This window comes from Desulfosporosinus sp. FKB (genome assembly GCF_002196705.1).
Classification (GTDB): domain Bacteria; phylum Bacillota; class Desulfitobacteriia; order Desulfitobacteriales; family Desulfitobacteriaceae; genus Desulfosporosinus.
In genome coordinates, this window is record NZ_NADJ01000026.1 from 34,572 (window position 1) to 52,607 (window position 18,036).

Here is an 18,036-nt window from a genome sequence, read left to right on the forward strand (position 1 = left end):
GTCTCTAGTTTTGCACGTTGAAAAAGCTTAAAACTCACATGTGTTGGCAGTTCTCGGGAATGAAACGACATCGCGAATATTTGACATTCCCGTTAAATACATGATAACCCGTTCGAAACCCAGGCCATAGCCTGCATGTTTGACGCCGCCATACCTGCGCAAATCAAGATACCAGTAATAATCCTCTTCCTTCAAGCCAAACTCTTTCATTCTGTTTTCCAGAACCTCAAGGCGCTCCTCCCGCTGACTTCCGCCAATAATCTCTCCAACTCCAGGAACAAGGAGATCCATAGCTGCTACGGTCTTATTATCATCGTTGAGCCGCATGTAGAACGCTTTAATATCCTTGGGATAATCCGAGACAAAAACAGGTTTTTTGAAGATATTTTCTGTCAGGTAACGTTCGTGCTCTGTCTGCAGGTCTATTCCCCAGTGCACCGGATATTCAAACTCAGCATTTTCCTTTTCCAGAAGGCTGACAGCTTCAGTATAGGTAATATGGCCGAAATCAAAGTTCAAGATATTTTCCAAACGTTCAAAGAGTGTTTTATCCACAAATTTGTTAAAGAAGGCCATTTCCTCAGGAGCATTATCTAAGGCATAGCGGATAATATATTTCATCATCTCTTCAGCCAGTTTCATATTATCGGTGAGTTCCGCAAAGGCAATCTCCGGTTCTATCATCCAGAACTCTGCGGCATGTCTGGCCGTATTAGAGTTTTCGGCACGAAACGTAGGGCCAAAAGTATAGACGTTGCGAAAAGCCATACAATAGGTCTCCACATTTAGCTGGCCGCTGACTGTTAAACTCGTTTCCTTCCCAAAAAAATCCTCGCCATAGTTAACAGCCCCCGCATCATTCCTTGGAGGGTTCGCCGGATCTAAAACCGTGACCTTGAACATTTCTCCGGCACCTTCGGCATCGCTCCCCGTGATGATAGGAGTATGTACATAAACAAAGCCTTTCTCCTGAAAGAACCTATGGATTGCATAAGCTACCACAGACCGAACTCGAAAAACTGCAGCAAAGGTATTTGTTCTTGGACGCAGGTGAGCAATTGTGCGTAAGTATTCGAAGGTATGACGCTTCTTTTGTAAGGGATAATCCCCTCCCGCAAGAGCCAGAATCTCAATATGTTCGGCTTTTAATTCAAAAGGCTGTTTTGCTCCCGGCGATGCAACTAGGGTTCCCTGGATACGAAGAGCTGAACTGATCGTTTGCTTGCCAATTTCCAGAAAGTTGTCTAAGCTCTCGTCAAAGACTACTTGAATATTTTCAAAAAAACTACCATCATTAATTTCAATGAAACCGAATGCTTTGGAGGTGCGAATTGTTCGAACCCATCCGGAGATCTCCAGCTTTTGATTGAGAAACGTTTCAGTCTCTCGGAAAATTTGTTTGACGGTAACCGCTTGCATAGTCTTCCTCCTCAAAAATCCCAGTGAGAGTTAAGAATTTCCTAAGTCTCAATTATACCTTATTGATATTCCAACTTCAAATTACGGTATAGGATTACCGTTAAGAGACAAATCTCATGCTTTGAGTTTTTAAGTCTTCCATCAATCGAATCAATTGTTCAACGCTATCACGAATTGAAGTAACCGTAGCACTCATTTCTTCAGTTGAAGCAGCAATTTCCTCTGCGGCTCCGGCATCTTCTTGAGACATGTCACTAATCACTTGTATCGAGCGTGCTATTGTTTCGCCCATCTGAACAACCTGATGAACTTCTTCTGACATGATCTCCAATAAGCTGGAAACATCTCGCATCCCCTGAGAAATATCCATGAACTGTTGTAAGGCCTGATTACCGATACCGACTTGTTCATGGATCAAGGAGAATGCTTCTTCCGTTGAGCAAGCTGAAATCTCAACGTTTCCAGTCACTTGATCGATTAATTCTGCAATCTGGGCGGCACTTTGCCGTGATCCTTCCGCCAGTTTTCGAACCTCCTCAGCCACAACTGCAAATCCCCGTCCGGCTTCCCCGGCACGAGCTGCCTCAATCGCAGCATTGAGAGCAAGGAGATTAGTTTGATCAGAAATTCCGGAGATAATTTGCGTAATTCCGCGAATTTGTCCTGTCTGATCTTTAAGAGTATGACTTACAGTTTGAATTTCTTCCACTTTAGAGGCTGAAACACTCATCTTTGCAGCTAAGTCCTTCATCATTACCTCTCCCCGCTGTGTACGCTCCGTAACATCGCCATTACTGCGTGAGATACGCTCCATATGCCCGGCCAATGATTCGACACTTTGATTAATCCCTAAACTTTGTTCTCCTATTTCACTTGTACTTTGGGCAATTTTTTGAGCTCCAACAGCTACCTGATTGATGCTCTCGGCCACTTGTTCCACTCCGGAAGATGTTTGATCTGTTGCCGCTGAGATTTCTTTTGTCGACTCTTCAACACGACTTAAGGCTTTATTAATTGAAGAACAAATATCCTTCGTGTTTCCAACCATCTTTTTCATAGCCTGAGCCAGAGTCCCCAACTCTCCGAACCAGTCGTCTTTAATAACAGTTCTTAAATCACCGGTCGCTAAGGCTTCCGCATTTTGAGCCAATTCAATCAGAGGACGGGTGAAACTTCGTGAAAATATGTAACCTGAAACCAACCCTAAGACAAGTACCACTAATCCGATGAAAACAGCCCACTGGATTAAAGCATTTAATTGTTGAAGCACCGCTCCCCGCGAGAGGACAGCTTTAATGTAACCTTTCACCTGACCTTGATAGTCCTTAAACGGAATGAGCAGGATATTAGACTGTCCATCCCCGCTTACCACAAATTGAGATTGACCATTAACAAGTTCTTTGACTCGATCCCCAGGGACCGGGTAATTATCTTTACCAATACCCGCCAGTAATCCTCCATTTGTTTTCACGCTTTTGACTAACGAGGCCGAGGGATCAAGAAGGTAAATAAAATACTCTCCGGGGTTCTTCGTCTGCAAGGTTTTTAAAAAATCGTCGCCAAAATCCATGCCATATTCCGCACTGCCAACCCATTGATCTTGATACTTTACAGGAACTACCACCCGAAAACCGTAGCCTTCGACGCCTTCTTCCAGGCCTTCGACTAGCTTATGGTCTGTATTGGCGGCCACAACCGTCGGCCGAATTTTCGAAAGGTCATCACCGAATTTATTAGGAGAATGCGCTCGATAAAAGGAAATGGCCGGAGCAAGATGAAATTGAAGCTGACTAAAGCCCTCCTTCTTCACCTCTTGAAAAACAGGCTGAACCAACTGTGCGAGGGCAGTCCTGTCTCGTTCAGCCAAGGCCTTAGCTACGTCCGGGTTCATAGTCAGTGACAATACTGAGGATTTAGCGCGGTCCAGGCGATTGCTGAATTCATCCCGGATTCCCTGTTCCGCAAGCTTTTCTGTTTGCAGCTCGCTCGTATTAAGCATCTTCTCTGCATTCCAAAGACCCGCCGCAGATAATACGACCACTACGAAAACAATGACAACACCTATTAAAAGAGTTACACGTGTTTTGATTGACATCGAAGGTTGAAATTTTATTTTTCTTCTCTCGTTTTGAACAGTTTTTTCGTTCATGATGTCCACTTATAAACCTCCTCCTATAATTCAAAAATAACCGTCTCAAGTTGTTTAGCTGCTAGAGAAGTATTCTATATGTAAATAAACTCAAATAGTGTCGAGCAATTTTACTATATTTTCGCTAAAATGAATGAAATCCAGACGACATAAAAAATGTCATCTGGATTTCATTCATGGTTTATTTTTGGCTTTAGCAATAGGAAGATCCATCCACATCTATTCCCGCCATTTTGATTAAATACATGGCATTGCGGGTCGTTGAAACCCCGGGCCGAAGCTTATAGTCAAAAAGAATTTGATTATCTTTATAGTACTCCCGGAAATGGTAATTGCGGATTTCCCGGCGGCTTTCACGCTCTAAATCACCCAATTCTAAATCATGAGTAGATACCAGGCCCATAGCCCCGGCTTTGCTTAGCTGCCGAATCAGGATTTTAGCCCCGGCGTGACGGTCTTCAGAGTTTGTACCTTTAAAGATCTCATCCAAGAGGAAGAAAACTTCTGCATCCTGCTTTGAGGCCTCAACAATTTGTTTTATTCTTAACAGCTCCGCATAAAAAGAAGAGACATTTTCTCCCAAATTGTCACGGACTCGCATACAACTGAACAGCCTAAAAATAGAACAGCCAAATTCCTGAGCACAGACGGGGACTCCGGCATAAGCCATAACCAAGTTAATACCAACCGTTCTAAGCAAAGTACTTTTTCCCGACATATTTGACCCGGTTATTAGCAAAATCCCGGATTCATTGCTAATGCTTAAATCATTGCAGACAGGGTTCTCCAAAAGCGGGTGACCTATCTTTAACGCCCTGACACCTGTTTTTTCGGAAGTCAAGACCGGCAAACACCACTCCGGATGGTCCGCCGCAACTAACGCTAGACTGCAGAGAGCTTCCAATTCTCCAATTGTGTCCACCCATACCTTAAAAGAACGGCCCGACTTTTCCTTCCATGCTTCCAAGGAAATCATACACTGCAGATCCCAGAGGGTAAGAACATTAACGACTAAAAACACAGCATTTCCGCGATTGGCGATCAAATCAGCTAAACGCGAAAGCTCCCTGATCTGTTCATAAGCTGCCTGTCCATCCCGGTCAAGTAAGTTCTCCTTCAGGTTTTGCAGATAATCCGCCTTAAAGGACCTCTTCTCAAACCTTTCTAACATTTTCTCATAAATCCGAATACTCTCTTTAAAGGTATAAACCGCATTCAGAGATTTTCCCCGTTGTTTACCCAGCAGAAGAATACCTGCTTGAAACATAAGCCCTATTAATGGGTACCAAAAGGATACCGTATGCTTCCAGAAATATAACATTAAAAACGTCAGGGTTATTAAGGGGAGGGTCCGAGCTGCCAGGAGAATCTCCCGGCGAAGATAGGTCGAATCATAGGTTTTAGCCCAATTAATAATTGTTCCAGGAGAAGTCAACGGACGCTTCGCCAACGTTGCTTCAGCCATAAACCTCTGTCTCCAAGCCATTGTTCCAGCCAGTTCCAGGATAGCAGCCTGCTTTCTGCGAATTGCTGCGCAGTTTTCTGGAAGCTCTGTCAAAGCCAGCTTAAGTTTTTCCCTGCCTCTGTAAGTCTTGGCTGTTGAAATCCATTGATACAGCGAGCCGATGCCAAAGATATCCAGATCATCGGCATAAGGGTGCTCAGGATCTTCAAAGTCTTGCCCTTGGTCAGTAAACGATTTCCATTCCCCCGTAATACGTTTTAACGATTGATCATAATTTTCACAGAGTACTTGAAGATACTTTTGCTTCTTTTTCAAGGATTGGTGCCAGATGACCAAGGCTATGAAGCATGCTAAGGTAATAAAAATAATGCCCTTTGCCCAGAAAGGCTTTTGATTGAGGTACAAGATTAGGGCTAAAACCGCTCCAGCTAAAAAGGTAAAAAGGCGGAAATTGCTGAGGCGATTGATGTGATGAGTTATTATTTCCAGCCTTTGACCATAAATGGCTATTCGTTTTTGATACTTGACTTCCGGGGTTAAATGATTTTCGACCTCTTTCAAAATACAATCCCCCATACTACATTATCCATCCACGGAAACAATTTAAGTGCATTATACACTACTGTACCCATTATAACCACATTTTGGGAAGAAGGATTGTCCTTCTGCTCAAGTCATTCATTCTTCCTTTCTCTTTTGGGGAGTGCTATACTAAGTGTAAATGTTTGCCCTTCGCCCCCTTATCCCTAAACGGGCTAAGGGGGTGATTGATTAGGGGTACTATTATTGGAGGAATCATCAATGAATAGAAGCTGCAGCAGCACTAATTTATTTTTATTAGCCCTTGATTCCCTTTCCGTTTACCGTAACCTTTTAGAGGACTCCGTACTTCGAAAACTCAGAGAGTTACTTGCAGGTTTGGAGAAGATGGATCTCCAATTACGTGACATTGTTAATGATTACAATGATTTTTACTTCGAACTTGTTAAGTGCCCTGGGCTTTCTCTCCCTCACCATATCCTTAACCAACTTATTTTCGAGGAAAATTCTTTTTCCTTTAACGCACAGGCTATGCACCTGTCAATGCCGGAAAATGCCCTTGATCAAGCAGTTGCCAATGACCTAAAAAACCTTGAAACCATAGCCAAGCTTGATTCAACAACCTTAAAAGCCGAAATAGCAAAACTCTATAAAAATAACAGCACAGAAAATTATTTGCAAAGCCTGCCTGATTGGGAGTTTTCTCCGACCCTATTAGCCAATCGCGAACCCGAACATTTACGCGCCTTAAAAGAAAAATTTCTTACAAGCCCCTGCTGGGGCGATTGCCTGCAAGACCTCAAAGAGTTTCATCGTCAGTATGGGTGCGGTATCTTTGCCCGCAGTATCGCCTTTATTTGGGAGAGAACTGAAGGCCGCGGCAGCCTTAAATGCGTTGAAAGGCCCGACCCCATTACCCTGCGTGACTTAGTCGATTACCATGATGAACGTTCCCGGGTTCTGGAAAACACGAGACAATTTCTTAAAGGTTATCCGGCCAACAACGTGCTTCTCTATGGTGACCGGGGAACCGGCAAATCTTCAACAGTCAAAGCAATCCTCAATGAATATCATCCTCTGGGACTGCGCATGATTGAAATCCCCAAAGCCTTCTTGGCTGATTTTCCCCAAATTCTTCGGCTTCTGCATAACCGATCGCAAAAATTCATTCTTTTCGTCGATGATCTGGTGTTTGGAGACAACGAAGAAAACTATACCTCTCTCAAAGCTGTTCTCGAAGGGGGCTTAGAAAGCAAAACCTCCAATATCCTCATTTACGCAACGTCCAACCGCCGCCATCTGGTGAAGGAATATTTCAGCGAAAGAGCGGGCTTGCAATCAAGTAATCGTGAGGAAGAAGTTCACGCCGGTGATAGTATGCAGGAAAAATTATCCCTTGCCGATCGATTTGGGATCAATGTCGTGTTCTCATCTCCGGATCAAAAGCAATACCTCAAGATTGTCGAGGGAATTGCCTCCCGCCGAAACTTAGCCATTGATCAGACAACATTACACAAAGAAGCTTTGCAATGGGCTCTTTGGTATAACGGACGTTCAGCGCGCACGGCAAGACAGTTTGTTGACTGGATTGAAGGACATCTTGCCGTCCATTAAGTCGAAGTCAATTTAAATGCATAGTCATTCATACCGTGACAAACAATGTAATAAACCAATAAAGGAGCTGTCACTTATGGATGACTTTTTTAAAAACATTGCTGACTGCCAATTAATAAAAAATGCCTTATCCACAGGATGTCAATATCCCGCCGGATTTCCCAGGACGATGACCGGGGTTCTTATTCTAAGGAAAATATTGGAGGAAACCGGGTTTTCCTCACATTCATTGACCATATTCTCAAAAATTTTAAATCCCCTTTGGCCGGATACAAACTTTCTAGGCCTAAAGGGGATTGCTATTTGCTGTATTTTATTAAAATAGCATGTTATAATATGTTTTTAAGCAAAATTCTTTATAAAGGAACGATTTTTTAATGATTAGTACCAGCGGAATCACCCTAAGATTCGGAAAACGAGCCTTATTCGAGGATGTGAATGTTAAATTCTTGCCTGGAAACTGTTACGGCTTGATCGGAGCCAACGGAGCCGGTAAATCTACCTTCTTAAAAATTCTTTCCGGGGAACTTGATTCTTCAAGCGGTGAAGTCATCCTAACTCCAGGCGAACGAATTGGAGTTTTAAAACAGGACCACTTCCAATTCGAAGAGTATGACGTGCTGAATACAGTAATCATGGGACATGCCAAGCTCTACGAAATTATGGAAGAAAAAGATGCTCTCTATGCCAAACCTGATTTTTCTGAAGAAGACGGATTAAGGGCTTCTGTTTTAGAAGGGGAATTCGCTGAGCTTAACGGCTGGCAGGCAGAGTCTGAAGCTTCTGAACTCCTGATGGGATTGGGAATTCCCAAAGACCTGCAAAGCAAAAAAATGAAGGATCTGAGCGGTAATGAAAAAGTTCGCGTTCTACTCGCTCAAGCCCTCTTTGGCAATCCTAATATTCTCTTATTGGATGAGCCTACAAACCATTTAGATCTGCAGTCAATTTCCTGGCTGGAAAATTTCTTATATAACTATGAAAATACCGTCATTGTTGTCTCCCACGACCGCCATTTCTTAAACAAAGTTTGTACTCATATTGCAGACATTGATTTTGGGAAAATTCAGCTCTATGTCGGGAATTATGATTTTTGGTATGAGTCAAGTCAATTAGCATTACGGTTAATGAGAGAGGCCAATAAAAAGAAAGAAGATAAAATTGAGGAACTGCAAAAGTTTATCCAACGCTTTAGTTCCAATGCCTCCAAAGCCAAACAAGCCACCTCGCGTAAAAAACAGCTTGAAAAGCTGACTCTCGAAGACATCAGGCCCTCCTCCCGCAAATATCCTTACATTGCTTTTACGCCTGACCGCGAAGCGGGGAACAATATCTTGTCCGTTAATAACTTAACTGTCAGTATTGACGGAGAAAAGGTCCTTAACAACCTCTCCTTTATCATGAACAAGGGCGATAAAATTGCTTTGGTTGGTCCTAACGGCCAGGCAAAAACAACCTTATTTAAAGTTTTAATGGGAGAAATCATTCCTGATGACGGTGAATTCAGTTGGGGAATTACAACCACTCAAGCCTATTTCCCTCAGGATAACTCTGCTTACTTTGATACGGATCTTAATTTGGTCGATTGGCTGCGCCAATTTTCCCGAGATCAGGATGAATCCTTTGTGCGGGGGTTTTTAGGAAGAATGCTTTTCTCTGGCGACGAATCTCTGAAATCGGCCCAAGTTCTTTCCGGGGGAGAAAAGGTCCGCTGTATGTTCGCCAAGATGATGCTTAGCGGCGCTAACGTTCTTCTCTTTGACGAACCGACCAATCACCTGGATATGGAATCTATAACAGCTCTAAATAATTCACTCATCAATCTGGACGGAAATATTCTTTTTGTTTCCCAAGACCATCAGTTTGTGCAAACGATAGCCAATCGTATCATAGAAATAACTCCCAAAGGAATTGTCGATCGCAGAATGACCTTTGATGAATATTTAGAAAATGAAGATGTTCAAGCCCTGTTAGAAACAATGTATCACTAGAATAATCAAGAGAGCCGTTGCTTTACGAACTGAAGTTTCTAAAGCAGCGGCTTTTTCCAATGAATTATTTCCTAATCATTAAATTAATTTAATTCCTTCTGAGCAAACTATAGTTAATTTGAGCAAATCGGAGGGGATTCAGCCATGATTAAATCATTATTGAAAGCTACAAGTTTAATAAACAAAATTGGCAAGATACAAGATTCCATCACCATTGGACTCCTAGGGGGCTTCATCGGTACTCTAGCAATTGATATTTCTAATGCCTTGCTTTACAAAACTAAAAAAACGGAAGCAACCTTCGGTCATTTAGCTGCTTCCTTTTTCCGAACCCCAACGACAACCAGCAAGTATAAACCTACTGTTTTTTTGGGAGAATTGCTGCATCATTCGGTAGGTACTGTTATAGGAATACCATTATTCTATATTCTCAAAAAAACCGGAAAGGATCATTATCTCGCCAAGGGGCTTGTTGCCTCCCTGTTAACTTGGATTTTTCTCTATACTGGCGGACAGGAAATTGGTCTGCTAAAAAAGCCCTCGAAAGTTAAAACCCATTATGCGGCGGTGTGGAACCATATTCTCTATGGTTTGGCCACTGTAAAAGCAATGGTATGGTTGGCTGACCCGGAAATTTTTTCATCACAACCTTTCCAAAGTGACCAAAAAACTATACAGCGGGATAATCTGCTAACTTGGAGTCAGTCCAACCAAGACTCCGTATCCTCCGAAGACCTTAACCCTTCCTATTAAACCAGCCTGATAGGAGCGTTGCTGAAGATCTTTACCGCTGCCTTGCTCCACAAAATACTTGTCCAGAGAATAGTCTACGTGAAATGTACCCGAGGGCGTATAGACATCATTTCTAATTTTCCCTGCCAGATAAATTCCTTCTTTAGGCTTTGTTTCGCTGACTCGCTCAACTTCATAGAACTTGCCTGCAGGCTTCAGGCTCACATATAGGGTCTTTTTTCTTAGGTTCAGCAAGGCGTCGGGAGCCATGGACTCTGGAATTTCTGAAACTGCCAAGTTTATCGAGACGTAATCCCCTCGGAATAAATCCGTCGGATCAACTGCTTTAGTTTGCAGTAAGATTTCCTTTCCCAAAACTACCGTTGCCTCTGGCCTTATCGTCATTGCTGCAAGGATCAAGAGAGGGATTGCTGCTGTCAAAAGAAAGGTTCTTTTTTTAGTCATACTAATATACCCCCTTGTGATCGTTTCATCATTCGTTCAAAGTAATAGCCGAACCCCAGAAGCAATAAACCGCCAACAATAAAAAACAAGGATTTCGGTAAATAAGCAAAGGTATCGATGTAATACCTGAAAATTGTAACGCAGACAAAAATCAAACTTATTAAACTGCCTTTTCTTATTTGCGCAAAGAGCAAAGCGAGAAAAGCCAGAGCAAAAATGATACTTACTAATCGGGTTGATTGCATAGGGATCAGAGCTCGCCAAAATTCCGGTATTGTCAAGCAAACACCGCTTATCCCCAGCAAAATATTGCCCTGTATTTTAAATATTCCCCGCTCCAGCCTATGGTTAACTCCATACATTAAAAGGCCAAGCACAAAGAAGATCGCAACAATATAAAGCCCTTCCAGTTTAAATCTCAAGGAAAGAACCAAAATCAGTTCCAAAGTGACTCCGTTGGCAAAGAATATAAGAAGTTTTGATCTGCCAAGGTAGTTGAAGGCAAAATACAAGAGAGGAACACCAATCACGGCTATATAGGGAACACCCTGCCGAATCGTCCCTGTTAAGTAAATTCCGAAGAGCAGATTAGCAAACAGCATTAAATACTTATCCTTAAGCTGAAATGCCATGGGAACAACTCCTACGGCCCAAAGGAGAAAGGCCCCGGAGAAATCCCCCCCAAAGTTATACATTTGACCGATAAGGAAAATGCCGGCACCGTAGACTAATGTACCCAGATAAATTAAACTTCGTCCTGTCCGGGGATAATGATCTGTTACAGCATATCCCGCAGCATTTGCTGCGCAATAGGTCCCAAATATAATACTGAGCTTTGCTAAGTTATTGAGTCCATCCCAGTTGCTGGAAATTAAACTTAAAATACCCAGTCCCACCAGAATTGCGCCAATGGTTACTACAGTCCGTATAAAATTAAGCCCTTCTTTGATTTCGTAAAGTTCCAGGATGTCTTTCTTTTGCTGATCACTGATCAACCCGTTCCTTCCATAATAGTCTAACTCAGTGCTGATTAAGGAGAACTTGGTTTTATTAATCGCTCTCTTCATATTTAGCGTTTTCAGCCCCCTTAATTCTTAAAATAAGTTAATCATTTTTTAGCAAACGGTTAATTTTCTCGTTTGTGATTAAAACAAGTGCGACTGTTTCAGCGTTGATTTTTCTATTCGAACTTTGGTTACCTATACCTATACCTATACCTATACCTATTCTTAATTGGCGAAAAATTTCCTTTTTTTGTCCCATAAACTTTCTGTATGGTTTGACACGAAAATACTCCCTAGTGACAACGACTTTTCTATATGTTAGTTTAAGAGCAAGGGAGTGATACATTTGAACTCATTATTCCTTGCTGACCTAATGGATCGAAATGTTAAGATACTCAGCTCTAAACCAACCCTTGCAAAGGCCTCCGAATTGCTTAATTCCCACCATCTTGTCCTGATGCAAAATGGCCAACCCTCTGAAGTCCTTGTTAGAGATTCAAAGTCTCTCAATATAGAGGCTTCTTCTTGGAAAAAGCCTCTAATTGCTTCCTTAGAAACTCAAGCACTATCCTTCTATGAAGAACATTTTGAAGATTTTCGCCCGGTGGTTATTATTGATCCTTCAGAGAGTATTATGGGAGTTATTTCAGCGGCCCAGTTAATACATAGACTTTTGAAACATTGTGAAATTACAAACTCATTTTTTGAAACGCTCCTCGACACTGTCAATGAAGCGGTCACCGTTGTTACTAAAGAAGGAACCGTTAGCCATTGGAACTCAGTGGCTCAAGACACCTATTCAATCCCCCAAGGAAACATCCTGGGAAAACATATTGCTGACTTCTTCGAACTCGAAACCTTGGAGACCTTAAAGATCTTAGACGAAGGTCGTCCCGTCCGCCAATCTTACCATAGTCCTCGCCCGGGAACCCATGTGCTCATCAATGCTTCTCCTGTCGTCTATAACGGAACAATCCTTGGCGCCATATCTTGCGAGCAGGATGTCACTCAAATTGTTCGACTGAACGAAAAACTGTCGAATACAAGCTCCGAACTGCGGGATCTGCAGAAAAAGATCCCCTCTCCTGAAGATCCTTTTAGTAAGATTATTGGCAAGGGGCAGTCCATTCGTCATACAATATCTGTTGCGCGCAAAATATCTTCAAGTGAAGCGACTGTTCTGATCACTGGAGAAAGCGGTGTCGGCAAAGAACTTTTCGCCCAGGCAATTCATATGGCCAGCCCCCGCTCTAAAAAACCTTTAATTACCCTTAATTGTGGTGCTATACCCGCAGCCCTCTTCGAAAGCGAGCTTTTCGGCTACCACGGCGGAGCTTTTACGGGAGCAGAAAGGAAAGGCAAACCCGGCAAATTGGAGCTGGCTCACGGAGGGACTCTTTTTCTTGATGAAGTTGGGGAATTGCCTCTGGGACTCCAAGTTAAACTCCTGCGTGTTCTCCAGGATCGCTGTTTTTATCGCTTGGGAGGAACGGAGCCCATCACTGTCAATACTCGCATTATTGCTGCCACAAACCGTAATTTAGAAAAAATGATGCAAATGGGTGAATTTCGCGAAGACCTTTATTATCGTTTGAATGTTATTACCTTGGAAGTGCCGCCTCTCAGAGAACGTACTGAAGATATTCCGGAATTGGCTCAAGCTTTTCTGCACGAATCCGCTCTCAAACACAACAGACCGATGCCATCCCTCGATCCCGCCGTCATCGTCGCCTTTCTCAACTATCACTGGCCCGGCAACGTTCGCGAACTTCACAATGTTGCCGAGCGCTTAGCAGTCTTGGCTGATGAAGGTATCATTGAAACCAAATATCTGCCTTTAGCCCTTAAACGGTCCAAACTCGAACCCCTTCACTTGTCCGGCTCAATACGTTCCCAAATCAACTTCAACTCTTCTAAACAAGATAATAAGTCTAAAGAAATGGAAACTATCTGCAGCATGCTTGAGAGAACCCACGGCAATAAAACAGCCGCAGCAAAACTTCTCGGTATTTCTCGCGGAACTCTTTATTATAAACTTAAACAGTACAATTTGGGGTAATGAATTCCCAAATCCCAAAAACAGCCGATTTTTAGCGTCGTAAAAATCGGCTGTTTTTTATTGGTACTCTTTCTTTAGGAACTATTAAGAATGATAGGAACTAACAATTAACACATTAAGTCCTTTTAATCAGATGACATCAAAAAGACTTAATTGGTCACTTTCCGGAAGGCCTTGCAAACAGCCAAATCCTCTGAGCAAATCAATAGCCGCATTCCCAATCTTAGCACGTTTCTTCAGATCCTCGACTGAGTTGAAGACCTTCTCCCGTACAGCGTTATAGATACCTTCGGCCGCCACAGTCCCCATCCCGGATATACTGTTGAGGGGCGGTCTTAAGCCCTCTTCCTCAACCAGGAATTTTGTGGCATGGGATTTATATAAATCAATGGGCAGGAAATTGAAGCCTCTTTCATACATTTCCGCAACTAGTTCCAGGTCATCGTACATATCCTTGTCTTTAGGAGTCGCTTGATTGCCCAGCATCTCAATTTCCTTCATCTTTGCCTTAACCTTTTCTTTGCCAAAGATCATAAATTCAGCGTCAAAGGCCTTTGCTCTAATGGTAAAGTAAGCTGCATAGTAAGCCTTGGGTATATGCACCTTGAACCAGGCAATCCTAAAGGCCATCATGACATACGCCGCAGCATGAGCTTTCGGAAACATGTATTTAATTTTGCGGCAGGAATCAATATACCACTCCGGCACATCGTGCTCCCTCATCAACGCTTCATATTCAGCCCATTTTTCAGGGTCCTTGAGTGCCTTACCTTTACGAACCAGCTCCATGATTTTAAAGGCCGTATTAGGCGGGAGCCCCTTCTTAATAAGGTAAGTCATAATATCGTCTCTGGTACACACTGCTTCACTTAGAGTAACCGTTCCTGCATCAATTAAATCTTTGGCATTGCCCAGCCAAACATCCGTGCCATGGGAAAGTCCTGATATACAGATTAAATCTGCAAAGGTAGTGGGCCTTGTATCTAAAAGCATTCCCCTTACGAACTTCGTGCCAAATTCAGGGATTCCGAAGGTTCCCACCTTAGAATTGATCTGCTCCGGAGTTACCCCTAAAACCTCCGTCGAGGAGTATATAGACATGGTTTCTTTATCATCCATAGGAATCTTTTGAGGATCGACACCGGTGATGTCTTGAAGCATTCTTATGACCGTCGGATCATCATGGCCCAAAATGTCCAGCTTAAGCAGGTTCTGGTCAATAGAATGGTAATCAAAATGGGTTGTGATGATGTCCGAATTCGAATCGTCTGCAGGATGCTGTACCGGGCAAAACTCAAAAATTTCCCTCCCCTTGGGGACAACGATAATTCCGCCCGGGTGCTGCCCTGTCGTTCTTTTTATCCCTGTACATCCTTTGGAGATTCTGATAATTTCCGCCTTATTTACAGTACGACTCTTTTCCTCATAGTACTTTTTAACATAACCAAAAGCCGTTTTATCGGCAATCGTACCTATTGTTCCAGCCTTAAACGTTGTCCCCTTACCAAAAATGACCTCCGTGTATTTATGAGCTTTGGCTTGATATTCACCGGAGAAGTTTAAATCAATATCCGGCTCCTTATCGCCATTAAAACCCAGGAAGGTTTCGAAGGGAATATCTATGCCATCCTTTGCCAAGGGCTCTCCGCAAACGGGGCAAACCTTGTCTGGCAAGTCAAAACCGATTTTGTAGCCATAATCGGAAAAGTCCGAGTACTTGCACTTAGGGCACCTGTAATGAGCCGGCAGGGCATTGACCTCAGTTATACCGGTCATATAGGCCACCACAGACGAACCGACAGAACCCCTGGAACCAACCAGATAGCCGTCTTCATTTGATTTCCACACCAGCTTTTGCGCGATGATATACATCACCGAGAAACCGTTCTTGATAATAGAATCCAGTTCCCTGTCGAGCCGCATCTGGACGATCTCCGGCAAAGGATCTCCATAAAGCTCATGAGCCTTGCTAAAGGCAATATCCTTGATTGTCTGCTCGCAGCCTTCAATATGCGGCGGACATTTTTCCGATGAAATCGGACTGATGGGCTGACACATCTCAGAAATCAGATTGGTGTTGGTAACCACTACTTCATAGGCCTTTTCCGCTCCTAAATAGGAAAACTCCTCAAGCATCTCCTCAGTGGTTTTTAAATATAAGGGTGCCTGATTATCAGCATCCTTAAAGCCCTGTCCTGCTTCCAGGATGCGCCGGTATATTTCATCTTCAGGGTCCATGAAGTGAACATCACCTGTAGCGACGACAGGCTTGTTTAATTTTTCACCCAAAGCCACGATTTTTCTGTTGATGTCCTTTAAATAATCTTTGTCCGGCACCTGTTCTGTTCTTACGAGATAATCATTATTGCCTAGGGGCTGAATCTCTAAATAATCGTATTCCTCAGCAATGGCTTCAATTTCTTCGTCGGATTTTCCCAGCAAAATAGCCTGGTAAAGCTCCCCTTCACTACAAGCACTGCCAAGGATTAAACCTTCGGAGTATTGATTATAAAGGCTCTTGAGAATGCGGGGTTTTTTGTAGAAATAATCCAAATGAGAATAAGAGACCAGCTTATATAAATTCTTTAAACCAACATAGTCTTTGGCCAGGATTATGGCGTGATAGGTTTTAAGCTTCTTATAGGCTTCCTTGGTAGCTGCTTCATCGTGACTATACCGGTCTATATCTTCAAGGGTTTCCGCTCCCCTTTGCTTGAGCTTTTCCAGCATAACCATAAAGACCTTAACAGTAGTATCTACATCATCTAAGGCTCTATGAGCGACTTCTACCTTAATACCCAGATTTTTAGCTATTCTCCCTAATTTATATGTTTTGAAATCAGGGAAAACCTCCTTGGCCAAGGACAAGGTGTCCAAATAGGTGTAATCGAACTCATAGCCCAAAATGGCAGCATTGTGCTTTAAGAAGCCAAGATCAAATTCTGCATTATGAGCAACCAAAACACTGTCCTTAATAAAATCCAGCATCTTCGGAAAGACCTGTTCAATAGTTTCCGCATTCCTTACCATATCATCAGTTATTTTGGTGACCTCGACAACTCTTGCCGGAATAGACTTTTCAGGATTTACAAAACAACTGAATTGATCGATAACCTTTCCAGCCTGAAGTTTCATGATCCCCACTTCGGTAATTTTTTCTGTCACAGGCGAAAAACCCGTTGTTTCCAAATCCAGTACGCAATACGTTGTGTCAATACTTTGTCCCCTGGGATTAGTGACGGAGGGCCTTTTATCCGGTGCCAGATAAGCCTCCACTCCGTAGATAATCTTCATATCAGGATTATCTCTGCCGACAAGCTTATGCGCCTCGGGAAAGGACTGAACCACTCCATGATCCGTTATGGCGATGGATTTCATGCCCCAGCTCATCGCTCGCTTAATCAAATCCGTGGCACTGGTCATTGCATCCATTTGGCTCATTTGAGTATGCATGTGCAGTTCGACCCGTTTTTCCTCTGCCGTATCCTGCCGTTTAGCCCTTTTCCTGCCGGCTGTTTCAACAATGGTATTGGCAATAAGCTCGACTTCCCCGGAAAATTTGCTGTAACCGGCATTACCTGATAAGCGGACACCCTTGGACTTTTTAAGCCTGGATAATACCTCGCCGTCTTCACCGGGTTTAAGGAAGGCTTTACAGGTCATGGAACTTGAGCCGTCATACAAATCAAAGGAAATTAATGTTTTTCCGCTTCTTAGCTCCTTGGCTTCTATATTGGAAAGTTCGCCCTCCAGAGCGATTCTTCCCTCATCTGGCGTGATATCAGTAATTTTAATAACCGACTCCTTGATATTAGTGTTTCTTCCTAATATCAAAGAGGAATTTTCTTTTTTTCCGCCGCTCTCGGTTTTTATTTCCCGCTTGTTCTCCGGGCCTTCCTTAGGGGGTACCGGAGCGTTATTGCTTGGCGCAGCCATGGTTTCCTTCTGCAGCAGCAGCATTTCCTCAACATATGCATCTTCTTGCACTCTCATTGATTCATCAATGCTTACGTCATCAAGGAAATTTATTTGATAGGAAGTGCCGTAAAGGCTTTTTACGGCCTCCTGAATTAACCTATCGTAGCCTTTAGCCTTTAATAAGTAAGATATTCCTATTTTGAACTTAAAATTGATAGCGTTTTGAGTTATTTCATAATCGCTGTTATTGAGGGCTGATTTTAAGACCGGATTTTTGCCCGCCAACGACAAGACAATATTTTTAAGTTCTTCTTCTAAAGGCTTTCTGTCCGCTCCCTCCGTATACTCAATGGTGATTATGGAATCATTTAAAGCCAATCTGTTTTTGATAAACTTATTAATTCCTTCAATCTCTCGAATGTCGATATATTTATCGGAGCAGAGTTTCATTTCCAGGATTTTTGAGTTTTTGTTTAAAACAACAGCTTCAACAACTGCAGTATTTATGTTGCCTTCTGCTTCATAATCGCTAAAAATTTCATTAATTCTTTTCATGCTACTCCCTATATCTCTCCTAAGTTTTTAAATAAGAAATAGATGACTTTGGTCACTTATGGTATTAAAAAAGTCAAGCAAAGAACACTTAAAGACGAATTTTTGGCTAAGTAATTTTTTACTTC

The 18,036-nt window shown here is 42.7% G+C and carries 11 protein-coding genes; 5 read left to right on the forward strand and 6 right to left on the reverse strand.

Features of this window, described 5'->3' with window-relative positions:
- Positions 1–27: 27 nt before the first annotated feature.
- The 3 genes from asnS to B5Y67_RS07785 all read right to left on the reverse strand — a co-directional run bounded on the left by asnS (position 28) and on the right by B5Y67_RS07785 (position 5,594).
- Positions 28–1,419, reverse strand: coding sequence for an asparagine--tRNA ligase (gene asnS / locus B5Y67_RS07775; protein ID WP_088225887.1), 1,392 nt, complete (start codon positions 1,417–1,419; stop codon positions 28–30).
- Positions 1,420–1,519: 100 nt separating this feature from the next.
- A complete protein-coding gene (locus B5Y67_RS07780; RefSeq protein ID WP_170932633.1) occupies positions 1,520–3,568 on the reverse strand; it encodes a methyl-accepting chemotaxis protein in 2,049 nt (682 codons plus the stop codon).
- Between the two features lie 193 nt (positions 3,569–3,761).
- Positions 3,762–5,594: a MutS family DNA mismatch repair protein gene (locus B5Y67_RS07785; protein WP_242975900.1), complete on the reverse strand. Its 1,833-nt coding sequence runs from the start codon at positions 5,592–5,594 to the stop codon at positions 3,762–3,764.
- 240 nt (positions 5,595–5,834) lie between these two features.
- Here B5Y67_RS07785 and B5Y67_RS07790 point away from each other — a divergent pair, with 240 nt between their 5' ends.
- From B5Y67_RS07790 to B5Y67_RS07805, 4 genes are all read left to right on the forward strand, one after another.
- A complete protein-coding gene (locus tag B5Y67_RS07790) occupies positions 5,835–7,187 on the forward strand; it encodes an ATP-binding protein (RefSeq protein ID WP_088225889.1) in 1,353 nt (450 codons plus the stop codon).
- 76 nt (positions 7,188–7,263) lie between these two features.
- A complete protein-coding gene (locus B5Y67_RS07795; RefSeq protein WP_088225890.1) occupies positions 7,264–7,512 on the forward strand; it encodes a hypothetical protein in 249 nt (82 codons plus the stop codon).
- A gap of 52 nt (positions 7,513–7,564) precedes the next feature.
- Positions 7,565–9,178 (forward strand): ATP-binding cassette domain-containing protein, encoded by a 1,614-nt coding sequence (locus B5Y67_RS07800; protein ID WP_088225891.1) that lies wholly within the window; start codon positions 7,565–7,567, stop codon positions 9,176–9,178.
- Positions 9,179–9,322: 144 nt separating this feature from the next.
- The gene (locus B5Y67_RS07805; RefSeq protein WP_088225892.1) at positions 9,323–9,931 is read left to right on the forward strand and encodes a hypothetical protein; all 609 of its coding nucleotides are present in this window, start codon (positions 9,323–9,325) and stop codon (positions 9,929–9,931) included.
- Here B5Y67_RS07805 and B5Y67_RS07810 read toward each other — a convergent pair.
- On the reverse strand, positions 9,869–10,375 hold the full coding sequence (locus tag B5Y67_RS07810) for a GDYXXLXY domain-containing protein (protein ID WP_088225893.1): 507 nt from the start codon (positions 10,373–10,375) through the stop codon (positions 9,869–9,871). The two genes, B5Y67_RS07805 and B5Y67_RS07810, sit on opposite strands and share 63 nt — an antisense overlap.
- Positions 10,372–11,442: a DUF2157 domain-containing protein gene (locus tag B5Y67_RS07815; RefSeq protein WP_088225894.1), complete on the reverse strand. Its 1,071-nt coding sequence runs from the start codon at positions 11,440–11,442 to the stop codon at positions 10,372–10,374. The genes B5Y67_RS07810 and B5Y67_RS07815 overlap by 4 nt, the downstream gene beginning before the upstream one ends.
- A 274-nt stretch (positions 11,443–11,716) precedes the next feature.
- On the opposite strand from B5Y67_RS07815, the gene B5Y67_RS07825 reads away from it, so the two are divergent.
- Positions 11,717–13,438, forward strand: coding sequence for a sigma 54-interacting transcriptional regulator (locus B5Y67_RS07825; protein WP_242975901.1), 1,722 nt, complete (start codon positions 11,717–11,719; stop codon positions 13,436–13,438).
- 129 nt (positions 13,439–13,567) lie between these two features.
- On the opposite strand, the gene polC is transcribed toward B5Y67_RS07825, so the two are convergent.
- A complete protein-coding gene (gene polC, locus B5Y67_RS07830; RefSeq protein WP_088225897.1) occupies positions 13,568–17,911 on the reverse strand; it encodes a DNA polymerase III subunit alpha in 4,344 nt (1,447 codons plus the stop codon).
- Positions 17,912–18,036: the final 125 nt, after the last annotated feature.

Coding starts and splice junctions, on each gene's coding strand:
- asnS (WP_088225887.1), bottom strand. CDS start 1,419: ATGCAAGCGGTTACCGTCAAACAAATTTTCCGAGAGACTGAAACGTTT.
- B5Y67_RS07780 (WP_170932633.1), bottom strand. CDS start 3,568: ATGAACGAAAAAACTGTTCAAAACGAGAGAAGAAAAATAAAATTTCAA.
- B5Y67_RS07790 (WP_088225889.1), top strand. CDS start 5,835: ATGAATAGAAGCTGCAGCAGCACTAATTTATTTTTATTAGCCCTTGAT.
- B5Y67_RS07795 (WP_088225890.1), top strand. CDS start 7,264: ATGGATGACTTTTTTAAAAACATTGCTGACTGCCAATTAATAAAAAAT.
- B5Y67_RS07800 (WP_088225891.1), top strand. CDS start 7,565: ATGATTAGTACCAGCGGAATCACCCTAAGATTCGGAAAACGAGCCTTA.
- B5Y67_RS07805 (WP_088225892.1), top strand. CDS start 9,323: ATGATTAAATCATTATTGAAAGCTACAAGTTTAATAAACAAAATTGGC.
- B5Y67_RS07810 (WP_088225893.1), bottom strand. CDS start 10,375: ATGACTAAAAAAAGAACCTTTCTTTTGACAGCAGCAATCCCTCTCTTG.
- B5Y67_RS07815 (WP_088225894.1), bottom strand. CDS start 11,442: ATGAAGAGAGCGATTAATAAAACCAAGTTCTCCTTAATCAGCACTGAG.
- polC (WP_088225897.1), bottom strand. CDS start 17,911: ATGAAAAGAATTAATGAAATTTTTAGCGATTATGAAGCAGAAGGCAAC.